At 63.4% G+C, this 22,656-nt stretch carries 24 protein-coding genes; 13 read left to right on the forward strand and 11 right to left on the reverse strand.

The features are described 5' to 3' along the window. Positions 1–53: 53 nt before the first annotated feature. Positions 54–521 carry a YraN family protein gene (locus tag AC1RKJ_RS13490; protein ID WP_492791458.1) on the reverse strand — a complete coding sequence of 156 codons (468 nt, stop codon included), beginning with the start codon at positions 519–521 and terminating at the stop codon, positions 54–56. Then, a complete protein-coding gene (gene rsmI, locus AC1RKJ_RS13495) occupies positions 511–1,461 on the reverse strand; it encodes a 16S rRNA (cytidine(1402)-2'-O)-methyltransferase (protein ID WP_492791459.1) in 951 nt (316 codons plus the stop codon). The genes AC1RKJ_RS13490 and rsmI overlap by 11 nt, the downstream gene beginning before the upstream one ends. 200 nt (positions 1,462–1,661) lie before the next feature. On the opposite strand from rsmI, the gene AC1RKJ_RS13500 reads away from it, so the two are divergent. Further along, entirely contained in the window at positions 1,662–2,843 is a 1,182-nt protein-coding gene (locus AC1RKJ_RS13500) for a penicillin-binding protein activator (protein ID WP_492791460.1), read from the forward strand. Positions 2,844–2,850: 7 nt separating this feature from the next. Here the strand turns inward: AC1RKJ_RS13500 and hemW are convergent, their stop codons facing one another. The 3 genes from hemW to rph are packed head-to-tail and all read right to left on the reverse strand — an operon-like array spanning position 2,851 to position 5,398. Next, positions 2,851–4,011 carry a radical SAM family heme chaperone HemW gene (gene hemW / locus AC1RKJ_RS13505; RefSeq protein WP_492791461.1) on the reverse strand — a complete coding sequence of 387 codons (1,161 nt, stop codon included), beginning with the start codon at positions 4,009–4,011 and terminating at the stop codon, positions 2,851–2,853. Further along, positions 3,998–4,639 carry an RdgB/HAM1 family non-canonical purine NTP pyrophosphatase gene (gene rdgB / locus AC1RKJ_RS13510; RefSeq protein ID WP_492791462.1) on the reverse strand — a complete coding sequence of 214 codons (642 nt, stop codon included), beginning with the start codon at positions 4,637–4,639 and terminating at the stop codon, positions 3,998–4,000. The genes hemW and rdgB overlap by 14 nt, the downstream gene beginning before the upstream one ends. Before the next feature lie 42 nt (positions 4,640–4,681). After that, positions 4,682–5,398 carry a ribonuclease PH gene (gene rph, locus AC1RKJ_RS13515; protein WP_492791463.1) on the reverse strand — a complete coding sequence of 239 codons (717 nt, stop codon included), beginning with the start codon at positions 5,396–5,398 and terminating at the stop codon, positions 4,682–4,684. A 168-nt stretch (positions 5,399–5,566) separates the two neighbouring features. Between rph and hrcA the strand changes: the two genes are divergently transcribed. Next, positions 5,567–6,655, forward strand: a complete 1,089-nt coding sequence (gene hrcA / locus AC1RKJ_RS13520) for a heat-inducible transcriptional repressor HrcA (RefSeq protein ID WP_492791464.1) — start codon at positions 5,567–5,569, stop codon at positions 6,653–6,655. Positions 6,656–6,745: 90 nt separating this feature from the next. Next, the gene (gene grpE / locus AC1RKJ_RS13525; protein ID WP_492791465.1) at positions 6,746–7,369 is read left to right on the forward strand and encodes a nucleotide exchange factor GrpE; all 624 of its coding nucleotides are present in this window, start codon (positions 6,746–6,748) and stop codon (positions 7,367–7,369) included. A gap of 3 nt (positions 7,370–7,372) precedes the next feature. On the opposite strand, the gene AC1RKJ_RS13530 is transcribed toward grpE, so the two are convergent. Then, entirely contained in the window at positions 7,373–8,311 is a 939-nt protein-coding gene (locus tag AC1RKJ_RS13530) for a hypothetical protein (RefSeq protein ID WP_492791466.1), read from the reverse strand. Between the two features lie 422 nt (positions 8,312–8,733). Between AC1RKJ_RS13530 and dnaK the strand changes: the two genes are divergently transcribed. The 6 genes from dnaK to AC1RKJ_RS13560 all read left to right on the forward strand — a co-directional run bounded on the left by dnaK (position 8,734) and on the right by AC1RKJ_RS13560 (position 14,288). After that, entirely contained in the window at positions 8,734–10,635 is a 1,902-nt protein-coding gene (gene dnaK / locus AC1RKJ_RS13535) for a molecular chaperone DnaK (RefSeq protein ID WP_492791467.1), read from the forward strand. 91 nt (positions 10,636–10,726) lie between these two features. Then, the gene (gene dnaJ, locus AC1RKJ_RS13540) at positions 10,727–11,863 is read left to right on the forward strand and encodes a molecular chaperone DnaJ (protein WP_492791468.1); all 1,137 of its coding nucleotides are present in this window, start codon (positions 10,727–10,729) and stop codon (positions 11,861–11,863) included. Between the two features lie 92 nt (positions 11,864–11,955). Beyond that, positions 11,956–12,555 carry a class I SAM-dependent methyltransferase gene (locus AC1RKJ_RS13545; protein WP_492791469.1) on the forward strand — a complete coding sequence of 200 codons (600 nt, stop codon included), beginning with the start codon at positions 11,956–11,958 and terminating at the stop codon, positions 12,553–12,555. Between the two features lie 94 nt (positions 12,556–12,649). Beyond that, positions 12,650–13,231, forward strand: coding sequence for an NADPH-dependent FMN reductase (locus AC1RKJ_RS13550; RefSeq protein WP_492791470.1), 582 nt, complete (start codon positions 12,650–12,652; stop codon positions 13,229–13,231). A 6-nt stretch (positions 13,232–13,237) separates the two neighbouring features. Then, positions 13,238–13,948, forward strand: a complete 711-nt coding sequence (gene pyrF, locus AC1RKJ_RS13555) for an orotidine-5'-phosphate decarboxylase (protein ID WP_492791471.1) — start codon at positions 13,238–13,240, stop codon at positions 13,946–13,948. Between the two features lie 34 nt (positions 13,949–13,982). Then, positions 13,983–14,288, forward strand: coding sequence for a DUF1330 domain-containing protein (locus AC1RKJ_RS13560; protein WP_492791472.1), 306 nt, complete (start codon positions 13,983–13,985; stop codon positions 14,286–14,288). Between the two features lie 3 nt (positions 14,289–14,291). On the opposite strand, the gene AC1RKJ_RS13565 is transcribed toward AC1RKJ_RS13560, so the two are convergent. Next, positions 14,292–15,284 carry a hypothetical protein gene (locus AC1RKJ_RS13565; protein ID WP_492791473.1) on the reverse strand — a complete coding sequence of 331 codons (993 nt, stop codon included), beginning with the start codon at positions 15,282–15,284 and terminating at the stop codon, positions 14,292–14,294. Positions 15,285–15,421: 137 nt separating this feature from the next. On the opposite strand from AC1RKJ_RS13565, the gene dapB reads away from it, so the two are divergent. Together dapB and AC1RKJ_RS13575 are read left to right on the forward strand one after the other, a co-directional pair. Beyond that, positions 15,422–16,237, forward strand: a complete 816-nt coding sequence (gene dapB, locus AC1RKJ_RS13570; protein WP_492791474.1) for a 4-hydroxy-tetrahydrodipicolinate reductase — start codon at positions 15,422–15,424, stop codon at positions 16,235–16,237. Positions 16,238–16,265: 28 nt separating this feature from the next. Next, positions 16,266–16,886 carry a 2,3-bisphosphoglycerate-dependent phosphoglycerate mutase gene (locus tag AC1RKJ_RS13575; protein ID WP_492791475.1) on the forward strand — a complete coding sequence of 207 codons (621 nt, stop codon included), beginning with the start codon at positions 16,266–16,268 and terminating at the stop codon, positions 16,884–16,886. Between the two features lie 4 nt (positions 16,887–16,890). Here the strand turns inward: AC1RKJ_RS13575 and AC1RKJ_RS13580 are convergent, their stop codons facing one another. Together AC1RKJ_RS13580 and AC1RKJ_RS13585 are read right to left on the reverse strand one after the other, a co-directional pair. After that, positions 16,891–17,805, reverse strand: coding sequence for a methylated-DNA--[protein]-cysteine S-methyltransferase (locus AC1RKJ_RS13580; RefSeq protein ID WP_492791476.1), 915 nt, complete (start codon positions 17,803–17,805; stop codon positions 16,891–16,893). A gap of 84 nt (positions 17,806–17,889) precedes the next feature. Beyond that, the gene (locus tag AC1RKJ_RS13585; protein ID WP_492791477.1) at positions 17,890–18,414 is read right to left on the reverse strand and encodes a DUF2244 domain-containing protein; all 525 of its coding nucleotides are present in this window, start codon (positions 18,412–18,414) and stop codon (positions 17,890–17,892) included. 22 nt (positions 18,415–18,436) lie between these two features. Between AC1RKJ_RS13585 and nth the strand changes: the two genes are divergently transcribed. Further along, on the forward strand, positions 18,437–19,204 hold the full coding sequence (gene nth / locus AC1RKJ_RS13590; RefSeq protein WP_492791478.1) for an endonuclease III: 768 nt from the start codon (positions 18,437–18,439) through the stop codon (positions 19,202–19,204). Here nth and AC1RKJ_RS13595 read toward each other — a convergent pair. Together AC1RKJ_RS13595 and AC1RKJ_RS13600 are read right to left on the reverse strand one after the other, a co-directional pair. Next, positions 19,201–19,950: a sulfate transporter family protein gene (locus tag AC1RKJ_RS13595; protein WP_492791479.1), complete on the reverse strand. Its 750-nt coding sequence runs from the start codon at positions 19,948–19,950 to the stop codon at positions 19,201–19,203. The two genes, nth and AC1RKJ_RS13595, sit on opposite strands and share 4 nt — an antisense overlap. 190 nt (positions 19,951–20,140) lie before the next feature. Next, complete coding sequence (locus AC1RKJ_RS13600; RefSeq protein WP_492791480.1) at positions 20,141–21,025, reverse strand: YiiX/YebB-like N1pC/P60 family cysteine hydrolase; 885 nt, start codon at positions 21,023–21,025, stop codon at positions 20,141–20,143. 194 nt (positions 21,026–21,219) lie between these two features. Between AC1RKJ_RS13600 and AC1RKJ_RS13605 the strand changes: the two genes are divergently transcribed. Continuing rightward, positions 21,220–22,656 carry a flavin monoamine oxidase family protein gene (locus tag AC1RKJ_RS13605; protein WP_492791481.1) on the forward strand — a complete coding sequence of 479 codons (1,437 nt, stop codon included), beginning with the start codon at positions 21,220–21,222 and terminating at the stop codon, positions 22,654–22,656.

Below are 22,656 nucleotides of genomic sequence, written 5' to 3' on the forward strand. Positions count from 1 at the left end.
ATCTGGTCGATTTGGAGGTATCTTTCCAGAACAAATCCACGCAACCCTGCTGGTCACGTGCTGGCGTCGAATGCCGCCATCAGATGCCTTGGCAGATGTTTCGGTGCAATCAAGACGGCGTCGAACCGTATGTCGAAATCGGCGTGTTCGGGATGCGTCATCAGCCAGGCTTGCGCCGCCGCGATGATGCGCTGCTGCTGTCGCGGCGTCACCGAATAGGCGGCGTCATCGAGCGTGGCGCGCGCCTTCACCTCGATAAAGGCCAGTAGGCCGCGCCGTCGCGCCACGACGTCGATCTCGCCGTAGGGCGTGCGAAATCGCCGCGCCAGAATACGGTAGCCCTTGGCGATCAGGTAGACGCAGGCTTTGCTTTCGGCGGAAATTCCAGTCTGAAACGCCGCGACGCGCGCGGGCGAAGGAGTCTTTGCGGTGCGATCCTCGGGCGCTGAACCCGTTGGCGCGATGGTGCCACGGCGTTTGAGTGTTCGCGAAGCCGGTGATGGCGGATCGTCAGTCGTCATCGCCGCTCCGCTTTTCTTTCGCGAATTCGAGCGCACGCGCATAAATCTCGCGGCGCGGCCGTCCGGAGACTTCGACGGCATGAGCGACGGCGTCCTTGACGCTGCCGCGCGCCAGCGACGATCGCAACAGGTCGTCGAGCGCGTCGTCGGTCATCAGCCCGGCGTCGGCCGCGGGCGGACCGATCACCAGCACGAATTCGCCGCGCGTCTCAAGCTCGTCCGCCACCGCCGCGAGTTCGGTGACCGTCGCGCGACGCACCTCCTCATGCAGCTTGGTCATCTCGCGGCAGATCGCGGCTTCGCGCTCGCCCATGATACTTGCGAGATCGTGCAGGGAATCCTGCACCCGGGCGCCGCTCTCAAACATCACCAGCGTGGCGTCGATGCGCGCCAGTTCGGTGAGGCGTGTGCGGCGGGCGACTTGTTTCGACGGCAGGAATCCCTCGAAGAAAAACCGGTCGGTCGGCAGCGCCGCGACCGAAAGCGCCGCCAGCACCGACGACGGCCCGGGCAACGCGATGACGTTGAAGCCCGCCGCGCTGACCTCGCGCACCAGTTTGAATCCGGGATCCGAAATCAGCGGCGTGCCGGCGTCGGATACCAGCGCGATGGATGCGCCTTGCGCGAGCTTCTCCAGAATCTTCGGCCGCGCCACCGCCGCGTTGTGTTCGTGATACTGAATCAGGGATGCCGCGATGGAGAATCGTTCGATCAGCCGCCGCGTGATGCGGGTGTCCTCGCAGGCGACCACGTCGACGCCCGCGAGCGTTTCCAGTGCGCGCAATGTGATGTCGCCGAGATTGCCGATCGGCGTTGCGACCAGATAAAGGCCCGGAGCGGCTTTCGGCGCGTTCACGAGTTGCCCGGCGACCGTGAAGGTGCGAACGGGACTGTCGGGAGATCGGTCGGGCGAGGAGGTGGGAACATTCTTGGCGCGCATCCGGACAATCTAGCGCCGATGGATCGCTTCGTCTTGTTCGCAACTGCAAACTATACAATCGCGGTCTTTCCTTACCGGTCCTCGCGGAAATGCTTTTGTTTTAGTTAACTTATGGCCGACAATATGCCTGAATCCCCTTCCAGACGATCCTGAGGACGAAGACCCGGGCTCCTCCGGACGGACCTGACGGAAGAAATACGATGGTTGCGCCGTTCAATTCAAAGCCTCCACGCACCGGCGCGACCCGCCGGAGCGCTGTCGGCCTCATTCTGGGTGCGCCGCTTATCGCGGGCTGTGCTGGGTCGCCGTTTTCCGGCGGCGAGCAGCCTGCGGGGCCGCAGCAACAGCCATCGGCCGTCGGTTCTGGTCAGGTCAAGGTCGGCTTGCTGTTGCCGTTGTCCGCATCGGGCAATGCGGGGGTCGCCGCGCAGTCGATGCGCAACGCGGCGGAACTGGCACTCGCCGAATTCCAGAATCCCAACATCCAGCTTCTCATCAAGGATGATGCCGGCACGGCGCAGGGGGCGCAGCAAGGCGCACAGCAGGCGCTCGACGAAGGCGCCGAGATCGTTCTGGGGCCATTGTTCGCGCCGTCGGTTCCTGCCGCAGCACAACTGACGCGGACCAAGGGTGTATCCCTGATCGCGTTCTCGACCGATTCGAGTGTCGCGGGTCGTGGCGTTTATCTTTTGAGCTTCCTGCCGGAATCCGACGTCAACCGCATCGTCGATTACGCGGCAAGCACCGGCAAGCGATCCTTCGCCGCGTTCCTGCCTGAGAATGCCTACGGCAACGTGGTGGAGGCGGCCTTCAAGCAGGCGGTGGCCCGCAAGGGTGGCCGTATCGTCGCGTTCGAAAAATACAGCGGCGATCCCGCGGCCTCCGCGCGCACGTTCGGCGCGTCATTGACAGCCGCGGATTCGCTGCTGCTTGCCGACGACGGCGATTCCGTTGTCGGCGTTGCCGATGCGCTTGCGGCAAACGGCGCCGATCTCAAACGCCTGCAATTGCTGGGCACCGGCCTGTGGGACAATCCGCGCGTGTTCGCCAACGCCAATCTGCGTGGCGGGCTTTATGCAGCGCCGGACCCGTCGGGCTTCCGAAGTTTTTCAACCCGCTATCGCGCCAAGTACGGCGGAGATCCGGTACGCACCGCGACGCTGGCCTATGACGGCGTTGCGCTGGTCGCGGCACTGGCGCGGACGCAGGGCGGGCAGCGGTTTTCGCCGGATGTACTGACCAATTCGTCGGGTTTCGCGGGCATCGACGGACTGTTTCGTTTCCGCAGCGACGGCACCAACGAGCGCGGCCTTGCGGTGATGCGGGTGACGCCGGGCGGTGGGCAGACCGTCGCCGGATCGCCGAAGAGTTTCGGGGCGTAATAACTTTCTAAGCCGCCAGATCCGCGACCACGGCGTCCAGCACGGGAAAGCCTTGCATCGTCACGCGCACGCGGCCGTCCGGATCGACGACGATCGCGCCTTCATCGCGCAGGATTTCGATGCGCCTCGGATCGAGCGAACGTCCGGACAGCGCCTTGTAGCGCGCAGGATCGATGCCTTCCGCAAGACGAAGCCCCATCAGCAGGTACTCGTCGGCGCGTTCTTCACTGTTGAGCAGTTCGTCGCTGATCACGCCGTGGCCCTGCGCCTCGACGCGCATCAGCCAGGTCTCGGGACGTTTCTCGGTGGCGATGGCGTGGCGGATGCCGTCGATGTCGAGACGGCCATGCGCGCCCGGACCGATGCCGGCATAGTCCTGTCCGCGCCAGTAAACCAGATTGTGCTTGCACTCCGCGCCCGGCCGCGCGTGATTGGAAATCTCGTAGGACGGCAGGCCGAGCTTCGCGCAAATGTCCTGAGTCACGTCGTACAGCGCGCGCGCGACGTCCTCGTCGGGAATCTTGAGTTTGCCCGCGGCGTGAAGGCCGAAGAACGGCGTCTCCGGTTCGATGGTGAGCTGGTACAATGACAGATGCTCGGCGGCTTCCGCGACTGCGAGCTTCAGTTCGTCTTCCCACATTTTCGGCGTCTGGTCGGGCCGTGCGTAGATCAGGTCGAACGAGTAGCGATCGAACGCCGAGCGTGCGATGGCCACCGCATCAAGCGCCTCGCGCGCGGTGTGCAGACGTCCCAGCGCTTTCAGCGATGCATCGTCCAGCGCCTGCACGCCGAGCGACACGCGATTGACGCCGGCGGTGCGATAACCCTTGAAACGTGTCGCCTCGACGCTGGTCGGATTGGCTTCCAGCGTCACTTCGACATCGCTTGCAACAGACCAGTGCTTGGCGATGGCGTTGAGAATGGCGCCGACGGTTTGCGGCTGCATCAGCGACGGCGTGCCGCCGCCGAGGAAGATCGATGTGACCTCGCGGCCGGGCGTGCGCGCGGCGGTGGTCTCGATCTCGCGCTCGAAGGCGCGCGCGAAACGAAACTCATCGATCGGCGCGTGACGCACATGGCTGTTGAAGTCGCAATACGGGCACTTCGACAGGCAAAACGGCCAGTGCACGTAAACGCCGAAGGCTGGCTGTGCGTCAGCTTTTGCCAAGGCACATCTCCGCGAGTTTCACGAACGCTTTTGCGCGATGGGACAGTCCCATCCCGTGCGGCGGCAAACCATGTTTCTCGATGCTGGTCATTTCGCCGAAGGTTCGCGCATGACCGTCCGGCAGGAAAGCCGGATCGTAACCGAAACCCGCGGTGCCGCGCGGCGGCCACACCAGCGTGCCGTCGACGCGGGCCTCGACCTCTTCCAGATGTCCGTCGGGCCAGGCGACGCACAGCGCCGAGACGAAATGCGCACTGCGTTGCGCGGGCTCTTTTGCGCCGCGCTCCTGCAACAGGCGTTCGATCTGAGACATGGCTGCGAGAAAATTCTTGTCTTCGCCGGCCCAGCGCGCCGAATAGATTCCGGGCTGGCCGTCGAGCGCATCGACCGCCAGGCCTGAGTCGTCGGCGAATGCAGGAAGTTTTGTGGCGTTCGCGGCCGCCATCGCCTTGATACGGGCATTGGCCTGAAAGGTCGTGCCGGTCTCATCCGGTTCGGCCAGGCCGAGCTCCGCCGCCGACACCGCTTCAACCCCGTAAGGCGCAAGCAGTTCGCGCATCTCGGCGAGCTTGCCGGGATTGTGGGTCGCGATCACAAGGCGGCCGCTGATTCGGCGATGATCACTCATGCGCAATGGTTATCCGGGAGGAGAACGGTGGGAAGCGGGAAATTACGCCGCCGCCATTTTTTGCAGGTCTACCAGACGGGCAATGCCCTTCTTGGCGAGTGCCATCAGCGCAAGGAACTCGTCCTGCGAGAACGGCGTTTTTTCGGCGGTGCCCTGCACTTCGATGATGCGGCCGTCGCCGGTCATGACGAAATTCGCATCGGTCTCGGCTTCAGAGTCTTCCGCGTAGTCGAGATCGAGCACCGGCGTGCCGTTGTAGATTCCGCACGAGATCGCGGCAACGTTGTCGCGCAGCACATTGTCGTTCTTCAGCATGTTGCGTGCCTTCATCCACGACAGGCAATCCGCCAGCGCGACCCATGCGCCGGTGATCGACGCCGTGCGTGTGCCGCCGTCGGCCTGGATGACGTCGCAGTCCACGGTGATCTGGCGTTCGCCCAGCGCCACGAGATCGACGGTGGTGCGCAGCGAGCGCCCGATCAGGCGCTGAATCTCGACGGTGCGGCCGCTTTGTTTTCCGGCGGCGGATTCGCGGCGCATGCGTTCATGGGTGGCGCGGGGCAGCATGCCGTATTCGGCGGTGACCCAGCCGCGGCCCTGACCCTTGAGCCACGGCGGCAGCCGGTCTTCCAGGGTGGCGGTCACCAGCACATGGGTGTCGCCGAATTTCACCATGCAGGAACCCTCGGCGTATTTGACCACGCCGCGTTCGAGCGTGACGGGGCGCAGTTCGTCGGGCGCGCGACGGCTTGGCCGCATGAAAAACCTCCTGAAATTCGGGAAACCTTGATTTGGCGCTGCTTTTAGGGGGTCGGGACCGCAGCGGCAAGGGAAGATAACGGGCCGAAGAGCATGTCGGAGAATGACGCTTGTCATGTTGCCCCGCGATGGACAATTGTAGCGAGAACAACCCGTTTGGAGCCCGAATTGGCCCACCACGACCCGATCAGCCACCTGATTACACCGAACGCCGGGCTGGCCCAGCTCAACGAGCGCTCCCGGGATATCTTTCGTCAAATCGTCGAGAGTTATCTTGCGACCGGCGAGCCGGTCGGATCGCGCAACATCTCGCGTCTGATTACGGTTCCGCTGTCGCCCGCGTCGGTGCGCAACGTGATGTCGGATCTTGAGCAACTCGGATTGATCTATGCGCCGCATACATCCGCCGGGCGGCTGCCGACCGAACTGGGATTGCGCTTCTTCGTCGATGCGTTGATGCAGGTCGGCGATCTGACCGAGCCGGAACGGCAGTCGATCGAAAGCCAGCTCAAATCGGCCGGAGGGCAATCGGTCGAGGCGGCGCTGAGCGATGCCTTGACGCGATTGTCGGGGCTCACACGTGCCGCAGCCGTCGTGCTCACCGCGAAGTCGAATGTGCGGCTGAAGCATATCGAATTCGTGCGGCTGGAGCCGACGCAGGCGCTGGTGGTCCTGGTTGCCGAAGACGGACAGGTGGAAAATCGCGTGCTGCCGTTGCAGCCGGGCGTGCCGACATCGGCGCTGACCGAGGCCTCCAATTTTCTCAACGCGCGGATTCGCGGACGTACGCTGGCAGAGGCGCGCATCGAACTTGAAGCGGCGCTGGCCGAGAGCCGTTCCGAACTCGATCAGCTGACGCAGAAGGTCATCACCGCCGGAATCGCAAGCTGGTCCGGCGGCGCCAGCGACGAGCGGCAGCTCATCGTTCGCGGCCATGCCAATTTGCTGGAAGATCTTCATGCGATGGAAGATCTCGAGCGGGTGCGCCTGCTGTTCGACGATCTCGAAGCGAAGAAAGGTGTGATCGATCTGCTCGGCCGCGCCGAGCGCGCCGATGGCGTGCGCATCTTCATCGGCTCCGAGAACAAGCTGTTCTCGCTGTCCGGTTCCTCCACCATCATCGCGCCCTATCGCGACGGCGCCGGACACATCGTCGGCGTGCTGGGCGTGATCGGCCCGACCCGGCTGAACTACGCGCGGGTCATTCCGATGGTCGATTACGCGGCCCGGATTGTCAGCCGTCTGATCGGTCAGTAATCCAAAGCGCTTGATTTTCCGCGCCTAAACCACGATATGCGGGGTTAACAATCCCGCATTCACGACGACGATTTTCTGAAAAGGTGAGTTATGGCGAATTCCAATGGGCAGAAGGAGCCGCAGGGCACGTCCGCGCCGGACACGGCGAATGCCGCAGCGGACAAGGAACCTGTGGTCTCAAAGCCGTACGTGATGCCCGACGATCCTGAAGAGGGCTCGGTTGAGGCGCTCACGAAGGAAGTCGCGGACGCCAAGGACCGGACGTTGCGGACGCTCGCCGAGATGGAAAATCTGCGCAAGCGGACCCAGCGCGAAGTCGCGGACGCGCGGACCTACGGCATCACGGCCTTTGCGCGCGACGTGCTCGACATCGCGGACAACCTGCAGCGCGCGCTCGATGCCGTTCCGATGGAAGCACGTGAAGCCGCCGATCCCGGGTTGAAGGCGCTGATCGAGGGCGTCGAATTGACGGAGCGGTCGCTGCACAAGACGCTGGAGAAAAACGGCGTGCAGAAGCTCGATCCGCTCGGTGAGAAATTCGATCCGAATTTCCATCAGGCGATGTACGAAGTGCCGGATTCCTCCGTGCCGTCGGGCACCGTCGTGCAGGTTGTGCAGGGCGGGTACACGATCGGCGAGCGGGTGCTGCGGCCGGCGCTGGTGGCGGTGGCCAAGGGCGGCGCGAAGGCTGCACCGGCAGCCGCGCAGGAATGATTCCTAGCGCGCGTTGATGCCGTCACGAACCGCGCGGAATCGCGGAAAGGCTTTCGGCCATTCCTCGCGCGTCGCGCTTGCGATGATTCGCAGCGACGAACCGCCGCCGAATCTCAGCCACTGGACCACCGTGACTGGCGTGTCGTCCTTGCCGGCGACGGCATCGATCCGCGTCTCATAGCCGGGCGTTCCTTCAATCCGCATCGGTTCGTTCGCCGTGATGCGCGCATTGCGCAGTCCGGGAATTGTCGCCGCGGCCTGCTGCGCGAAGCGCCCGCGATCGTCCGGTTTTTCAGGGCCGCCGCCAACCATGCCGATCACCATGTAGGGCGCGCCGTCGAGCGTGGTGTCTTCGGTGCCGTCCGTCAGCAGGATCGATGAGCGCGGCGCCAGCGTGCGCACCGTCTTGAACTCGCTGAGTTCGCCGATCTTGAAAGGCATCAGGCCGAGTTGTTCCTCGACGGGGACTTCCTTGCGCAGCGTCGTTGACGCCAGCATCTTGCGCACGGCCTCGTCGGACAGCGGCTTGGCGGCATCGTCGCGCACCTGAACAATGGCGTAGCCGGTGAACTTGTCGCCGCCCGACACAATCAGCGAATACATCCGGATCGCCGTGCTTCCGTCCTTGCCGGTATCGGAGGTGATGTAAGCCTTGCCCCCCGCGGCTTCGAAGGCCTCGGGCTTGGAACCTTGCCCGGTGGATTTGCCCTCGCTCACCGCGGTTTCGACCGTGGTGAACGCGGCGGCCGGAATTTCTGCGATGCCGACCTTGATCTTCTGGTCGGCGGATTCGAAACCCAGAAACTCCTTGGCGACGGCGAGACCTTCGGCCGGCACCAGTCCGACGCGCGCGCCGGGCGGGAACACGGGCTCGGCTGCAAGGGCGGGTTGGCCCGCGGAGACAAGGGCGGCAAAGGCGAGAACGCGTGCGATCGTTTTCATGAAACCTGACTGATGTCGTATTGAGGCCGTTCGATGGTCGGAATCGCGCCAGACCAGAGGCTCCGGATCACGGCCCGGTATTCTCTGATCTGTATTTCGGATCTGGCTTCGGTCCACCGCTCCGGGCTGGTTCGGGGTGAGGTCGCGAGCGCCAACTGTTTCCGTGCCGGACCAACAGATCAAGGCCCGATTCGTTGCAAATTGACGCATTGGCCGCCGTCCGCGCGCCCCGGCGGGCTCGGTTTTGCGCTCGTGAAAATTCATTTTCCTGCCTGTTTACAAGGGCCGGTCCTTGCGGGGCCATGCCCCCCTCCTATATGAGGCGGAGCGTCGCGACGTCGCGAATATTTGATATTGGGGGTTTGGATTGGTGCGCCTGATGGGCCCAGCCAACCTGCCGCAAAAAGAAGGATATGAGGACCATGGGAAAGGTCATTGGGATCGATCTCGGCACCACCAATTCGTGCGTTGCCGTAATGGATGGCAAAACGCCGAAAGTTATCGAGAATGCCGAGGGCATGAGGACGACCCCGTCCATCGTCGCCTTCACTGACGACGGCGAGCGCCTCGTCGGTCAGCCCGCCAAGCGCCAGGCTGTCACCAATCCTGAAAAGACCATCTTCGCCGTCAAGCGCCTCATCGGCCGCCGTTACGACGATCCGACGGTCGAAAAGGACAAGAAGCTCGTCCCCTATAAAATCGTGAAGGCCGGTAACGGCGACGCTTGGGTCGAGGCCGATGGCCAGACCTACTCGCCGTCGCAGGTCTCCGCGTTCATTCTGCAGAAGATGAAAGAGACCGCCGAAGCCCATCTCGGCCAGAAGGTCGATCAGGCGGTCATCACCGTTCCAGCCTATTTCAACGACGCCCAGCGTCAGGCCACCAAGGACGCCGGCAAGATCGCCGGCCTTGAAGTACTGCGCATCATCAACGAGCCGACGGCGGCTGCGCTCGCCTACGGCCTCGACAAGACCAAGCAGGGCACTATCGCGGTTTACGATCTCGGCGGCGGCACGTTCGACGTGTCGATCCTGGAGATCGGCGACGGCGTGTTCGAAGTGAAGTCCACCAACGGCGACACCTTCCTCGGCGGCGAAGACTTCGACATGCGTCTGGTCGGCTATCTCGCTGACGAATTCCAGAAGGAGCAGGGCATCAACCTGCGCAACGACAAGCTCGCCCTGCAGCGCCTGAAAGAGGCCGCTGAAAAGGCGAAGATCGAACTGTCGTCGACGACCCAGACCGAAATCAACCTGCCGTTCATCACGGCGGATGCCTCCGGTCCGAAGCATCTGACCATGAAGCTGACCCGCGCGAAGTTTGAAGCGCTGGTCGATGATCTGATTCAGAAAACCGTCGAGCCTTGCCGCAAGGCGTTGAAGGACGCCGGCCTGTCGGCTGCCGAGATCAACGAGGTTGTTCTGGTCGGCGGCATGTCGCGCATGCCGAAGGTGCAGGAAATCGTGAAGCAGCTGTTCGGCAAGGAGCCGCACAAGGGCGTCAACCCGGACGAGGTCGTCGCCATCGGTGCTGCGATTCAGGCCGGCGTTTTGCAGGGCGACGTCAAGGACGTGCTGCTGCTCGACGTGACGCCGCTGTCGCTCGGCATCGAGACGCTGGGCGGTGTCTTCACCCGCATCATCGAGCGTAACACCACGATCCCGACCAAGAAGAGCCAGGTGTTCTCGACCGCCGAGGACAATCAGGGCGCGGTGACCATTCGCGTGTTCCAGGGTGAACGCGAGATGGCGGCCGACAACAAGATTCTCGGTCAGTTCGACCTGATGGGAATTCCGCCGGCGCCGCGCGGCATGCCGCAGATCGAGGTCACGTTCGACATCGACGCCAACGGCATCGTCAATGTGTCGGCGAAGGACAAGGCGACCAACAAGGAACAGCAGATTCGCATTCAGGCGTCCGGTGGACTGTCTGACAGCGACATCGAGAAGATGGTCAAGGACGCCGAGGCCAACGCGGCCGAGGACAAGAAGCGCCGCGAGGCGGTCGACGCCAAGAACCATGCCGACGCGCTGGTGCATTCCACCGAGAAGGCGCTGGCCGAGCATGGCGACAAGGTGGGCGAGCCCGAGCGCAAGGCGATCGAAGATGCGCTCGCCGATCTGAAGGAAGCGCTGAAGGGCGACGATGCCGAAGGCATCAAGACCAAATCGAATACGCTGGCGCAGGCTTCGATGAAGCTCGGCGAGGCGATGTACACGCAGCAGGCCGAGGCCGACGCCAAGAAGGACGCTGCAAAGGACGATGTCGTCGACGCCGAGTTCACGGAAGTCGACGACGACAAGACCAACAAGAAGTCCGCGTAACCCGCTCATGATCAGCCTCCCCCTCAAGGGGAGGCTTTTCACGGTGAACCGAACCGCTTACAGATCCAGACTCGCATGACCCAGATTAGCAATGTCTAAGACCTGCTATTACGAGACACTGGAAGTCGAACGCTCCATCGACGAAGCCGGACTGAAGTCGGCCTTCCGCAAGCTCGCGATGAAATGGCACCCGGACAAGAATCCGGGCGATCCAGCCTGCGAGCACAAGTTCAAGGAAATCTCCGAGGCCTACGAGGTCCTCAAGGACGGCAACAAGCGCGCCGCCTACGACCGCTATGGCCATGCCGCGTTCGAGCAGGGCAATGGCGGCGGTCATGGCGCCGGGTTTGGCGCGGGCTTTGCGTCGTCATTCTCCGATATTTTTGAAGACCTGTTCGGCATGGCCGGACAGCGCGGCGGCCGTGGCGGCCGCGAGCGCGGCGCGGACCTGCGCTACAATATGGAAATCACGCTGGAGGAAGCGTTCTCCGGCAAGACCGCACAGATCGACATTCCGGTCGCGGTGACCTGCGAACCGTGTTCGGGCACCGGGGCCAAGGCCGGCACCAAGCCGAAGATCTGCTCGATGTGCGGCGGCGCAGGCCGCGTGCGTCAGGCGCAGGGTTTCTTCACGCTGGAGCGCACCTGCCCGGGCTGCCAGGGCCGCGGCCAGATGATCGAAACGCCGTGCGCATCGTGTTCGGGTTCGGGTCGCGTCACCAAGGATCGCTCGCTGTCGGTCAACATTCCGGCGGGCGTCGAGGACGGCACGCGTATTCGCCTTGCCAGCGAAGGCGAGGCGGGCGTGCAGGGCGGTCCTGCGGGCGATCTCTACATTTTCCTGTCGCTGGCCTCGCACAAGTTCTTCCAGCGCGACGGCGCGGATCTGCACTGTCGCGTACCGGTGTCGATGGTGACGGCGGCGATGGGCGGCGAGTTCGAGGTTCCGACCATCGACAGCGGCAAGACCAGGGTGAAGGTGCCCTCGGGCACCCAGTCCGGCCGCCGCTTCCGCGTCGCCGGAAAGGGAATGCCTGTGCTGCGTTCCCGGCAGATGGGCGACATGTATGTGCAGGTTGTGGTTGAAACCCCGCAGAATCTGACCAAAAAGCAGAAAGAACTGCTGGCCGAGTTCGAGAAACTGTCGTCCGGGGAAACCCAGCCCGAAGCCGCCGGTTTCTTCAAGATGGTCAAGGACTTCTTCGGGACCCGCGCCAATACGCCATAAGCGCTCCTTCTTGACGCTTTTTGCTTGCGCTTGTATCCATTTGTGAAGGAAATTTGACGCCCCGCCCGGCCCCGGGCTCCGTTGGAAGTGACATGGCCCCCCAGCCCTCCGTGCGTGCGTTGAAGAAACCGCTTCGTCTCGATGACGAAGTTCGTTTTCTCCGCTCATGGATTGAAAAGCCGCTTCGCATGGGCGCGGTGATGCCCTCCAGCAAGGTGCTGGCCCGCGCGGTTGCCCGATACGTCGATATTCATTCCGATGGACCTGTCATCGAACTTGGCCCCGGCACCGGCGCGATTACCGATGCGCTGATCGCGCACGGTGTGGCCGAGAAGCGCCTGCTGCTGGTGGAATTCGATCCGGGGTTTTGCGCGCTGCTGAGCGAGCGCTACCCGCAGGCGACCGTGATTCAGGGCGACGCCTACAATCTCGACCAGACGCTATCTGAATTGAAAGAGCCCGCCGCTGCGATGGTGTCGGGCCTGCCGCTTGTCACCAAGCCGATGATGATCCGCATGAAGCTGATGCGCGATGCGTTCCTGAAAATGGAAGCCGGCGCGCCTTTCATCCAGTTCACCTATTCGGTGGCGCCGCCGATCCCGAAATCGCTGCCCGGTATTCAGACCCAGGCCTCCGAGCGGATCTGGATGAATCTGCCCCCGGCCCGCGTCTGGGTCTATCGCAAGGGCTAACAGGCGCTGTGCGCCGACCTCTCCCCGACGGAGGGGTGGAGGAAGACGGTGAACCGGCTTTCCCTGCGCCGGAAAACGTTTTAGTCCTGACATCATGGCCGCGCTGAAAATTCTCGTCATTCCGGGCTCGCTGCGCACCGGCTCGTTCAATGCACGGCTCGCCGCCGTGGTGGTCAGGGAACTGGCGCTGCTCGATGTCGAGGTGACGCTGATCTCGCTCGCCGACTATCCGCTGCCGATCTATGACGGCGACCTCGAGGCGAAGTCAGGCGTGCCGGCCAACGCGGTCAATCTCAAGCGCATGATCGGCGCGCATCACGGCGTGTTCATTGTCAGCCCCGAATACAATTCATCGGTGCCGCCGCTTCTGAAGAACGCCATCGACTGGACGACGCGGGTGCGCGATCGCGGCGAGACGTTCGGTCAGGTGTTTCGCGAGCGCGCCTTTGCGATCGGCGCCGCATCCGACGGAAAATTCGGCGGCCTTCGTGTTCTGATGGCGCTGCGCCAGATTCTGGCGCTGGGCTGCGGCGCGACGGTGATCCCGAAACAGATGGCGCTGTCCTTCGCCGGTCACGCGTTCGACGACATGGATCGCCTCAAGGAACCCGGCGACGCCGAACAGTTGCGCGGAACACTGCGCCAGCTGATCGATGTCGCCCAACAGATGATGTGAGGCCGCATGATGCAAGCACACACGATTGACGCCCGCGACCGACTGATCCTCGCGCTCGATCTCTCCAGCGTCGAGGCCGCCGAGGCGCTGATCACGCGGCTCGGAGACAGCGTGACCTTCTACAAGGTGGGCTATCAGCTCGCCTATGCCGGAGGCCTTTCACTGGTTCCGAAACTCGCGGATCGCGGCAAGAAGGTTTTCGTCGATCTCAAGCTGCACGACATCGGCAACACGGTCGGGAAGGGCGTCGAGAACATCGTGAAGCTCGGCGCGACGTTCCTCACGGTCCATGCCTATCCGCAGACGATGAAGGCGGCGGTCGAGGCGCGCGGATCGTCGCTGAAGATCCTCGCGGTGACGGTGCTGACCTCCTACGACGACGACGATCTGCACGCGACGGGATCGCGGTTCGGTGTGTCCGAGCTTGTAAAGGCGCGGGCGTTGCAGGCGCAGGCGCTAGGCATCGACGGGCTGGTGTGTTCCGGCGAGGAGGCGGCCACCGTGCGCGGTATCGTCGGCCCGCAGATGGCGCTGGTGACGCCGGGAATTCGCCCCGCCGGCAGCGCCGTGGGCGACCAGAAGCGCATCATGACGCCGGGTCGCGCCATTGCCGCAGGCGCGAACTATCTGGTGGTCGGGCGGCCCATCGTGGAAGCGTCCGATCCGAAAGCGGCGGCGGATGCCATCGCCGCGGAAATTGCTCAGGCGGCCGGCTGACCGAACAAGGCTCAATCAGAACAAGGGAGACAAAATGGCCAAGGGTTACTGGATCGCACGCATCGATGTGCATGACCTCGACGGCTACAAGCGGGATTACGTCGCTCACAACGGCGCGGTGTTCAAGAAATACGGCGCGAAGTTTCTGGTGCGCGGCGGCACCCACGAAGCGCATGAAGGCCCGGCCCGTTCGCGCAATGTCGTGCTTGAGTTCAAGGACTACGCGACCGCGCTGGCCTGCTACAAATCGCCGGAATATGCGGATCTTGTGAAGGCTCGGGCGCCGCATTCCAGCGGCGAGATCGTCATCATCGAGGGCTATGACGGCGAGCAGCCTTGAAAGTTATTTTCCCATCCCGTTTTCCGGAACGATCAGCGGCACGAACCCGAACACGTTGGGACTGTCGGGATCGACGATCACGCGGACCGCGTGAACCAGCGTATCGCCATAGACCATCAGCTTGTTGACGCCGGGAATCGGCCTGCCCTTGCTGTTGCGCAGTGGCGCGATGGAAAAATAATGCTCGTCGCCGTGGATCAGCAGCACCGGCTTTCCGAAGCGCGTCGCGCCGGCTTCGATGGCGTCGAGCGTGTTGGTGAAGCCGGACTGGCGCGGCATCGCGCCGTTTGGAAACCGCGCCTCGTTGAATTCCGCCTGCACGAACATCACCACAGCCTTGGCGTTGTCCGCCTGGGCCTTGGCGAAGCTCGCCTCGATCCATGCGACGTTAGCCTTGTCGCGGGCGAAAAACTCTTTCACGCCCTCGAGGTCCTGCGCCTCGAAGCCGTTGTTGGAGCCTGGCACATGCGCACTCAGGAACATCACGCCGTTCTTGGCGAAACGCGTGTTCTCCACATAGGTTGAAAATTCCGGCATTACCGATGCCTGGCTTTCAACGTCGAGCGGCGTCTTGCCGAGCGATTTTCCCGGCACGGCGAAAAACATCTCGCGCAGCTTGGCCAGCCGCTCGCGCGGATCGAAGCTTCCGGCAGCCTTGCGGTGGCAGTCGATCCACTCGTTATCGCCGATGGTGTAGACCAGCGCGCCCTCGAAGGTCTGGATCTGGTCGTAGGATTTTTTCAGCACGTCGTCGCTGCACGGAAGCGCGCCGGATTTGATATCGCCCACATGCAGGGTGAAGGCGGGCTTCAGCGCGTTGACCGCAGCTATCAGCCGGTCGAACTTCGCGTAATCGTCCGGAAGATTGTAGGGCATGTCGCCGAGCGCCACGAACGAGAAGGCGTTGTCACCGCCGATGCGCTCGGCGGCACCAGCGGATGGGAGCAAAGCGATCATCGCGAGCATCGCGGCGGATGCGGCAAACAGCAGGCGCATGGAGGTTGTCCCTCGGTCAGTCTGACATGGAGCGTTAGGATGTCCGTATGACGCTTGCGTGACCCCATGGTTGCCGCCGCGCCCCGGCGCCGCTATACCGCAAGAACAGGTTTTAAAACGAGTTTTGAGGGCTGGAAATGGCCGATATGCGCCTGATCGTTGCCGGAGCCGGAGGCCGCATGGGCCGAACGCTGATCCGCGCCATCGACGAGACCCCGGGTGCGGTGCTGGCCGGCGCGCTGGAAGCGCCGGGCTCCGAGCTGCTGGGTCAGGACTCAGGCGTGCTGGCGGGGCTCCCCGCCAACGGCGTCGAACTGTCCTGCGATCTCTGGTCGCTGTCGAAGAACGCCGACGGCATCCTGGATTTCACCGTGCCGGCCGCCACCATCGCCAATGTCGCCATCGCCGCCCAGCGCGGTCTGGTCCATGTCATCGGCACCACGGGGCTGTCGTCATCCGACAACGCCGTGATCCGCAGCGTGACGTCGCAGGCCATCGTGGTCCAGTCCGGCAACATGAGTCTCGGCGTCAATCTGCTGGCGGCGCTGGTCAAGCAGGTCGCGAAGTCGCTGGATGAGGATTTCGACATCGAAATTCTCGAAATGCACCACAAGGCGAAAATCGACGCGCCGTCGGGCACGGCCTATCTGCTGGGGCAGGCGGCGGCGGACGGCCGCGGCATCAATCTCGAACAGCACTCGGTGCGCGCGCGTGATGGCCATACCGGCGCGCGCAACGCGGGCGACATCGGATTCGCGACGCTGCGCGGCGGCACCGCGACCGGCGACCACACGGTGATCTTTGCCGGTCCTTACGAGCGCATCGAGCTTGCGCACAAGTCGGAGGACCGGATGATCTTCGCGCGCGGCGCGCTCAAGGCGGCGATGTGGGCGCAGGGCAAGAAGCCCGGCTTCTACACCATGGCCGACGTGCTCGGCATCGGCGCCTTTTGAACCCATTGTCAAAATCGGAATTGAAAGAATGAGCGACCGTCTTCTCGTGCTTGTGCGTCATGGCCAGAGCGAATGGAATCTGAAAAATCTGTTCACCGGCTGGAAAGATCCCGACCTCACTGAACTCGGCGTCAAGGAAGCCGTCGCCGCCGGGCGCAAGCTGAAGGATGAAGGACTGACCTTCGACGTGGCGTTCACGTCGGTGCTGACGCGCGCGCAGCGCACGCTCGACCTCGCACTCAAGGAAATGGGCCAGACCGGAATTCCGGTTACAAGGAATCTCGCGTTGAACGAACGCGACTACGGTGATCTGTCCGGGCTGAACAAGGATGATGCGCGCGCCAAGTGGGGCGAGGAGCAGGTGCTGGTGTGGCGACGTTCCTATGACGTGCCGCCGCCCGGCGGCGAAAGCCTGAAAGACACGCTGGCGCGCACGCTGCCTTACTACGTGCAGGAAATCCTGCCGGCCGTGCTGCGTGGTGAACGCACGCTGGTGGCGGCGCATGGTAATTCGCTGCGTGCACTGATCATGGTGCTGGAAAAGCTGACGCCGGAGCAGATCCTGAAACGCGAGCTCGGCACCGGCGCGCCGGTGGTCTATCGCTTGAACGCCGATGCCACGGTGGCGTCGGTGAAGGACCTGGCGTAACGAACTAGGCGACGAGTCCCGCCGCCTGTCCGCTTTCCCATCCGAGCATCGCGCGTTTGCGCGTGATGCCCCAGTGATAGCCGGTGAGCGCGCCGCTTTTGCCGATCACGCGATGGCACGGCACCACGAACGAGATCGGATTCCGGCCGACCGCGGCACCGACCGCGCGCGAGGCTTTCGGCTTTGAGATCTTGCACGCGACATCCCCATAGGTGGTGGCGCGGCCCATTGGAATCTTGAGCAGCGTCTCCCAGACCCGCACCTCGAAATCGGTGCCGATCAGCACCACGCGCAGCGGCTGGTCTTCGCGCCATTGCGAGGAATCGAAAATGCGTTTGGCGAACGGCGCGGTTTCGGCGAAGGATTCGATATAGGTCGCCAGCGGCCAGCGCCGCTGCATGTCGGCCAGTGCCGCCATCTCCTCGCCCTCGTCGGCGAACGCAAGGCCCGCAAGGCCGCGTTCGCTGGCGATCACCACGGCCATGCCGAACTGCGAGGGGTGGAAGCCATAGCGCAGCGTCATGCCCGCGCCGCCCTTTTTCCATTCGCCCGGCGACATCGCTTCATGGGTGACGAACAGATCGTGCAGCCGCCCCGGACCGGAGAGGCCGGAGTCATACGCGGCATCGAGCACGCTGGCGGAATCGCGCAGCAGCCTTTTCGCGTTGTCGAGGGTCAGCGCCTGCATGAAGTCCTTCGGCGTAAGGCCTGCCCAGCGCCGGAACAGATGATGCAGTTCGTCGGGCGTCAGATGCGCGGCATCGGCCATCGCCTCGATGGTCGGCTGCGTACGCCACTGCTCCGAGATGAATCCGATGGCGCGGCGAACGGAATCATAATCGCGCAATGCAGCGCCCTGCTTCGAGGGCTTTGCGAGTTTCAGATCGGCAGGCAAGGATTTCATGGTGGCGGTCATCATGGCGGCATCCGTTGCGTCTGTATGCATCATGACCCGGATGTAGGCCGCCTGCCGCCGCGCAACCACCCGATTTCTGCTCGCGCTCTAGCTGACCGGATTAAGCGTCGGCCCGCGTTTCGCGGCGATCAGGGCGATCTGTAACGCACTGGCAAAACTGGCTTTTTCCTCGGATCCGAGAAAGCTGCCGATCGACAGCCGCCGTCCGCGCGACACCAGATAAAGTTTCTCGATGCCGAATTCGGCATGCTCCTTGCGCTCGATCCGAACCCAGAGCGGATTGAGTGTCCACTCGACCACATGGCCGCGATGGCTGACCCGGCGCACGCGAATTTCATATGGCGTCACCACGATGTCTTCGGTCGCGGCGGCGCGGCGGAAGTTCAGCCGGAACGCCCCGTAGATGATGAGCACGTCGAGGCAGAAGAAACCGAGCACCGGCCACGCGCCCATCAGCAGAAACATCACGCCGGCGGCGAAACTGACGACGGTGATAACTCCCATCAGCGCCAGAAATCCGCCGCGGCTGAGCGAGCGGTGCGGCGTCAGGCGCGCGGAAAACAACGGTGTGTCCGCGTCATGCACAGCATCAAAGTCGTTGCGGTCGTCCATCGGGAGTTACTATACCAAAATCATGGCGAAAAAGGCGATCACGTCCCGTTCAAAACCAAAGCCGCAAGCGCGCGTCGCCAAGGCGGTCAAGCAGCCATCGAAAGCCGTTAAGTCAAAATCCAGGCAGAAATCCAGAACGAAGCCCTGGACGCAGGCGGAAGTGATCGAGGCCTTCAGCCGCTTTCGCAGCGCCAATCCCGAGCCGAAGGGTGAACTCGAACATCTCAATCCCTACACGCTGCTGGTCGCGGTGGCGCTGTCGGCGCAGGCGACCGATGTCGGCGTCAACAAGGCGACGCGGCATCTGTTTCCGGTCGCCGACACGCCGGAAAAAATGGTGGCGCTCGGCGAGGAGACGGTTCGCGATTATATCAAGACCATCGGTCTCTATCGCACCAAAGCGAAGAACGTCATCGCTCTGTCAGAGCAGTTGATCGCGCTGCACGGGAGCGAAGTGCCGCGCAGCCGCGAGGCGCTGGAGGCGTTGCCCGGCGTCGGCCGCAAGACCGCGAACGTCGTGCTTAACATCGCGTTCGGCGAGTCGACGATTGCCGTGGACACCCATCTGTTTCGTGTCGGCAATCGCACGGGCCTTGCGCCGGGGAAAAATCCGCTCGAGGTCGAACTGGGCTTGCTCAAGATCGTGCCGGCGGAATTCGCGCGCCACGCCCATCACTGGCTGATCCTGCACGGCCGCTACACCTGCGTCGCGCGCAAGCCGTTTTGCGGCAAGTGCATTATAAACGACCTGTGCAAATGGCCTGAAAAGTCGCTCTACACGGGCGCCTAGACCGGCACGCTGGATTTGCGCGCTGGCTCGATCAGTTCGGGCCGTGGGCCTGACAGCCGCTTGTGCATGTGAACCATGAACGCCATGCCGAACAGCGGCGTCGCCAGATTCACGATCGGGATCGACACGAAGGCGGCAATGAACAGCCCTGCCGTGAAGACAATCGCGCTGTTTTGCTTGCGCATCAGCTTGGCTTCTTCCGGCGTGCGGAAGCGCATGGCGGCGAGTTCGAAATACTCGCGGCCGAGCAGCCAGGCGGTGGCGATGAAGAACACGATGAAGCCAGCACCAGCGACCAGCACGAATGGCAGCGCGATCAGATAGACCAGAATCGTCAGCAGCGCCGTCTTCGAGCCTTCGGTGATCGCGCGTCCGACCGGCAGCGCGACGCCGGGACGCTCGGCGGGATAGTGTTCACGCTCGACAATGTCGGCGACGTCATCGACGAACACGCTGGCGACCAGCGATGTAATCGCAGGCATCAGGAACACAGCGCCGACCACAATGCCGAGCCCCGCGGCAATCGAGACGATCCACGCCAGAACATTGATAAGGGTATGATAGTCCGACCCGATCATGGTCTCGGCCCAGACCTCTCCCGATCCGGCGAGCCAGCTCAGTGCTCGTTGCAGCGCGACTGCTGCTGCGACGATCAGCACCAAGGCGAGGCCGACCGACTTCCACAGGATGGAGCGCATCGGCGGCGACAGGATCTGGGACAACGCCTTGAGCGCGGCGTCAAACATGGGCCTTCCTCCAAAGAATCTGGCGAGAGTTAAGTACGGGGAAGGTGTCTGGCAAGTGGCAACTGCGTCCTGGCGAGCGAAGCAAGGCGATCCATCCTTGAGCCGGCAAGAACGGGATTGCTTCGTCGCAAGTGCTTCGCGCAATGATGCGGCGCGGATTTACCCGCTTCGCTCGAGATCGGATTCAGGATCACGCGGCGCGTTCGTGCGCCGGTTCCCGTTCCTGCGAAGCCTGCTCAAACGCCGCAACAGGCGCGAGCGGCGCTTCTGGCGTTTCGAAGATTCCCTCTGGAAAGGGATCAGCTTCGTCCGTCACCTCCGGGGACGGCTTGGTCGTATCGGCCCAGTGCAGCGCAGTGTAATCGAAACCGCGGACGATGGTCGGCTTGACGATCTCGAAATACGGCGAGATGTCGAAGTCGCGCGGCATGTAGAGCGACGAATCGCGGATGTGCAGGATTTCACGCCGCGCCTGACGGCTTGCGGCCTGCGTGATCTTCGGCAGGATCGGATAGCGCACCACGCCGAATGCCTGTGCGATCAGCGCCGAGCAGATGATTTTGGTCGGATCGCCCGACCCTAACGAAATCATGCGCCGCCGCCAGCGCTGCGGCACCGGCAGCGGGATGAGGTAGCGCATCAGATCGAGAATGTTCTTGGTGTCGTAGCCGAAGCCGATGCGGTTGATGGCGTAGCGGCAGACCGTGGTGCGGTCCTCATACGACAGACCCACCGGACGGCAGAGGCGGGTGTGATAGGGATAATATTTCGAGAGCGGCGCGGAGGTGACGCCTTCGCCGATATTGGCCTCGATCAGGACATGCGGTTCGCCGTCGGGCTCAACCGCGCCGTCGATTGGGCCGACATAGAGTGCGGCATGAGACCACGTCGATTGCGTGAGATACTTGATGATGCCGGAAACGCGGTTGTTGCCTTCGACCAGCAGCACGTCACCGGGCTCGATCAGCCCGCGCAACCGTTCCGGATCGCTCGGCGTGAAGGGTTCGTAACCCGGCACCTCCTTCTGAAGGTACCTGGCGATGACCTTGCCGACGGTATCGAGCACGAAGCCCATGAATGTCTCCCGAGGTCGCGGCACGTTTCTGGCTGCTTTTCCCGCCTCGTATTGTTGTCGGAAGCGATTTCAATTTAGTTCATGCACAGGACGGCGAAATAATCAAACGTTCACCATGACCGTTGCCGCGAAGCCTTTGATGCGGCAAGTTCGCTTCAAGTTCCCACTTTCGGTCGAATTTCGGAAACCATGACATGAGAATTTCCCGGCGCGATCTCCTAGCCGGTTCGGCGGCGCTGGCGTTTTCGCCTTTCGGGCGAAGCGCGCTGGCGGCCCCGTTGCCGCGCGATGCCGAGATCGCCGTGATCGGCGCAGGCGTGGCCGGTATCGCCGCTGCGCGCCGTATTGCCGCCGCAGGCCGCAAGGTCGTGGTGATCGAGGCTGCGTCCCTTCTCGGCGGCCGCTGCGTCACCGACGCGACCTCGTTCGACGCGCCGTTCGACCGGGGCGCGCGCTGGCTTTACAACGCCGAGACCAGTCCGGCGGCAAAGCTCGCGCGCAGCGTCGGCATGGAAATGTATCCCGCCCCGCGCGGCCAGCGCATGCGGATCGGCCGCCGCAATGCGCGCGCCGGAGAGGCCGAGGATTTTCTCGCCACGCTCGTGCGCGCCAATCGGGCCATGGGCGATGCCGTGCGCGGCAAGGCGGATATGCCGGCCGCCGCCGGCCTGCCGAAGGAACTGGGCGTGTGGGCGGGCGCGACGGATTTTCTGCTCGGCGCGATGGCTACCGGCAAGGATCTGAGGGATCTCTCCGCGCTCGATCTGGTGACCATGGCGCAGCGTGACGGGCCGTCGGCTTGCCGTCAGGGATTGGGCGCGCTGATCGCGAAACTCGGCGAGACGCTGCCGGTCGTTCTGTCCACGCCGGTGACGCGCATCGTCTGGAGCGGCCGCGACGCGCAGCTTGAGACCGCGGCGGGCACGCTCACCGTGAAAGCCGTCATCATGACGGCGTCCACCAACGCGCTGCTCTCGGGCAAGATCAGGTTCGCGCCTGACCTGCCGAAGCGCCAGCAGGACGCCGCCTCGAAACTCACGCTCGGCAGCTACGATCACATCGCGCTCGAATTGCCGGGCAATCCGCTGGGGCTGTCGCGCGACGACATCGTGATCGAACAGAGTACCGACCGCAGCACGGGTTTTCTATTGGCCAATCTCGGCGGCTCGTCGCTGTGTCAGGTCGATGTCGCGGGTTCGTTCGGCGCGGAATTGTCGGCGCGGGGCGAGGCGGCGATGGTGGCGTTCGCGACGGAATGGCTGACCAAACTGTTCGGCGCGGACATCAAGAACATCGTCAAGCGCACCACCGCGACGCGGTGGAACGACATGCCTTATGTGTTCGGCGCCATGTCTGCGGCATCGCCCGGCGGCCAGCCGGCGCGGAAGATTTTGATGGAGCCGCTGGGCAGTTTGTTTTTCGCAGGTGAGGCCGCGCACGAAACCCAGTGGGGCACCGTCGGTGGCGCATGGGAGTCCGGCGAGCGCGCTGCGGACGCTGCGCTGCGCAAGATCGGCGCGCTGAAGGATTCGCCGGTGGCGGAGCAGACGAAGAAGAAGCCGAAGCGCAGTCAATCACGCGCGACGGCGGAGCCGCTGCCGAGCGGGCGCGGGATGGTCTGGCCGCGCTGA

It is taken from the genome of Afipia sp. GW822-FHT04G07 (assembly GCF_058800765.1).

Excerpts from the sequence above, each read along its gene's own strand:
- AC1RKJ_RS13490 (WP_492791458.1), bottom strand. The coding sequence starts at position 521 with ATGACGACTGACGATCCGCCATCACCGGCTTCGCGAACACTCAAACGC.
- AC1RKJ_RS13545 (WP_492791469.1), top strand. The coding sequence starts at position 11,956 with ATGGCCCCCCAGCCCTCCGTGCGTGCGTTGAAGAAACCGCTTCGTCTC.
- AC1RKJ_RS13565 (WP_492791473.1), bottom strand. The coding sequence starts at position 15,284 with ATGCGCCTGCTGTTTGCCGCATCCGCCGCGATGCTCGCGATGATCGCT.
- rdgB (WP_492791462.1), bottom strand. The coding sequence starts at position 4,639 with ATGAGTGATCATCGCCGAATCAGCGGCCGCCTTGTGATCGCGACCCAC.
- dnaK (WP_492791467.1), top strand. The coding sequence starts at position 8,734 with ATGGGAAAGGTCATTGGGATCGATCTCGGCACCACCAATTCGTGCGTT.
- dapB (WP_492791474.1), top strand. The coding sequence starts at position 15,422 with ATGGCCGATATGCGCCTGATCGTTGCCGGAGCCGGAGGCCGCATGGGC.
- AC1RKJ_RS13585 (WP_492791477.1), bottom strand. The coding sequence starts at position 18,414 with ATGGACGACCGCAACGACTTTGATGCTGTGCATGACGCGGACACACCG.
- rph (WP_492791463.1), bottom strand. The coding sequence starts at position 5,398 with ATGCGGCCAAGCCGTCGCGCGCCCGACGAACTGCGCCCCGTCACGCTC.
- AC1RKJ_RS13605 (WP_492791481.1), top strand. The coding sequence starts at position 21,220 with ATGAGAATTTCCCGGCGCGATCTCCTAGCCGGTTCGGCGGCGCTGGCG.
- AC1RKJ_RS13575 (WP_492791475.1), top strand. The coding sequence starts at position 16,266 with ATGAGCGACCGTCTTCTCGTGCTTGTGCGTCATGGCCAGAGCGAATGG.
- AC1RKJ_RS13550 (WP_492791470.1), top strand. The coding sequence starts at position 12,650 with ATGGCCGCGCTGAAAATTCTCGTCATTCCGGGCTCGCTGCGCACCGGC.
- AC1RKJ_RS13600 (WP_492791480.1), bottom strand. The coding sequence starts at position 21,025 with ATGGGCTTCGTGCTCGATACCGTCGGCAAGGTCATCGCCAGGTACCTT.
- grpE (WP_492791465.1), top strand. The coding sequence starts at position 6,746 with ATGGCGAATTCCAATGGGCAGAAGGAGCCGCAGGGCACGTCCGCGCCG.
- AC1RKJ_RS13530 (WP_492791466.1), bottom strand. The coding sequence starts at position 8,311 with ATGAAAACGATCGCACGCGTTCTCGCCTTTGCCGCCCTTGTCTCCGCG.
- AC1RKJ_RS13580 (WP_492791476.1), bottom strand. The coding sequence starts at position 17,805 with ATGATGACCGCCACCATGAAATCCTTGCCTGCCGATCTGAAACTCGCA.
- AC1RKJ_RS13560 (WP_492791472.1), top strand. The coding sequence starts at position 13,983 with ATGGCCAAGGGTTACTGGATCGCACGCATCGATGTGCATGACCTCGAC.
- nth (WP_492791478.1), top strand. The coding sequence starts at position 18,437 with ATGGCGAAAAAGGCGATCACGTCCCGTTCAAAACCAAAGCCGCAAGCG.
- pyrF (WP_492791471.1), top strand. The coding sequence starts at position 13,238 with ATGATGCAAGCACACACGATTGACGCCCGCGACCGACTGATCCTCGCG.
- AC1RKJ_RS13500 (WP_492791460.1), top strand. The coding sequence starts at position 1,662 with ATGGTTGCGCCGTTCAATTCAAAGCCTCCACGCACCGGCGCGACCCGC.
- rsmI (WP_492791459.1), bottom strand. The coding sequence starts at position 1,461 with ATGCGCGCCAAGAATGTTCCCACCTCCTCGCCCGACCGATCTCCCGAC.
- dnaJ (WP_492791468.1), top strand. The coding sequence starts at position 10,727 with ATGTCTAAGACCTGCTATTACGAGACACTGGAAGTCGAACGCTCCATC.
- AC1RKJ_RS13595 (WP_492791479.1), bottom strand. The coding sequence starts at position 19,950 with ATGTTTGACGCCGCGCTCAAGGCGTTGTCCCAGATCCTGTCGCCGCCG.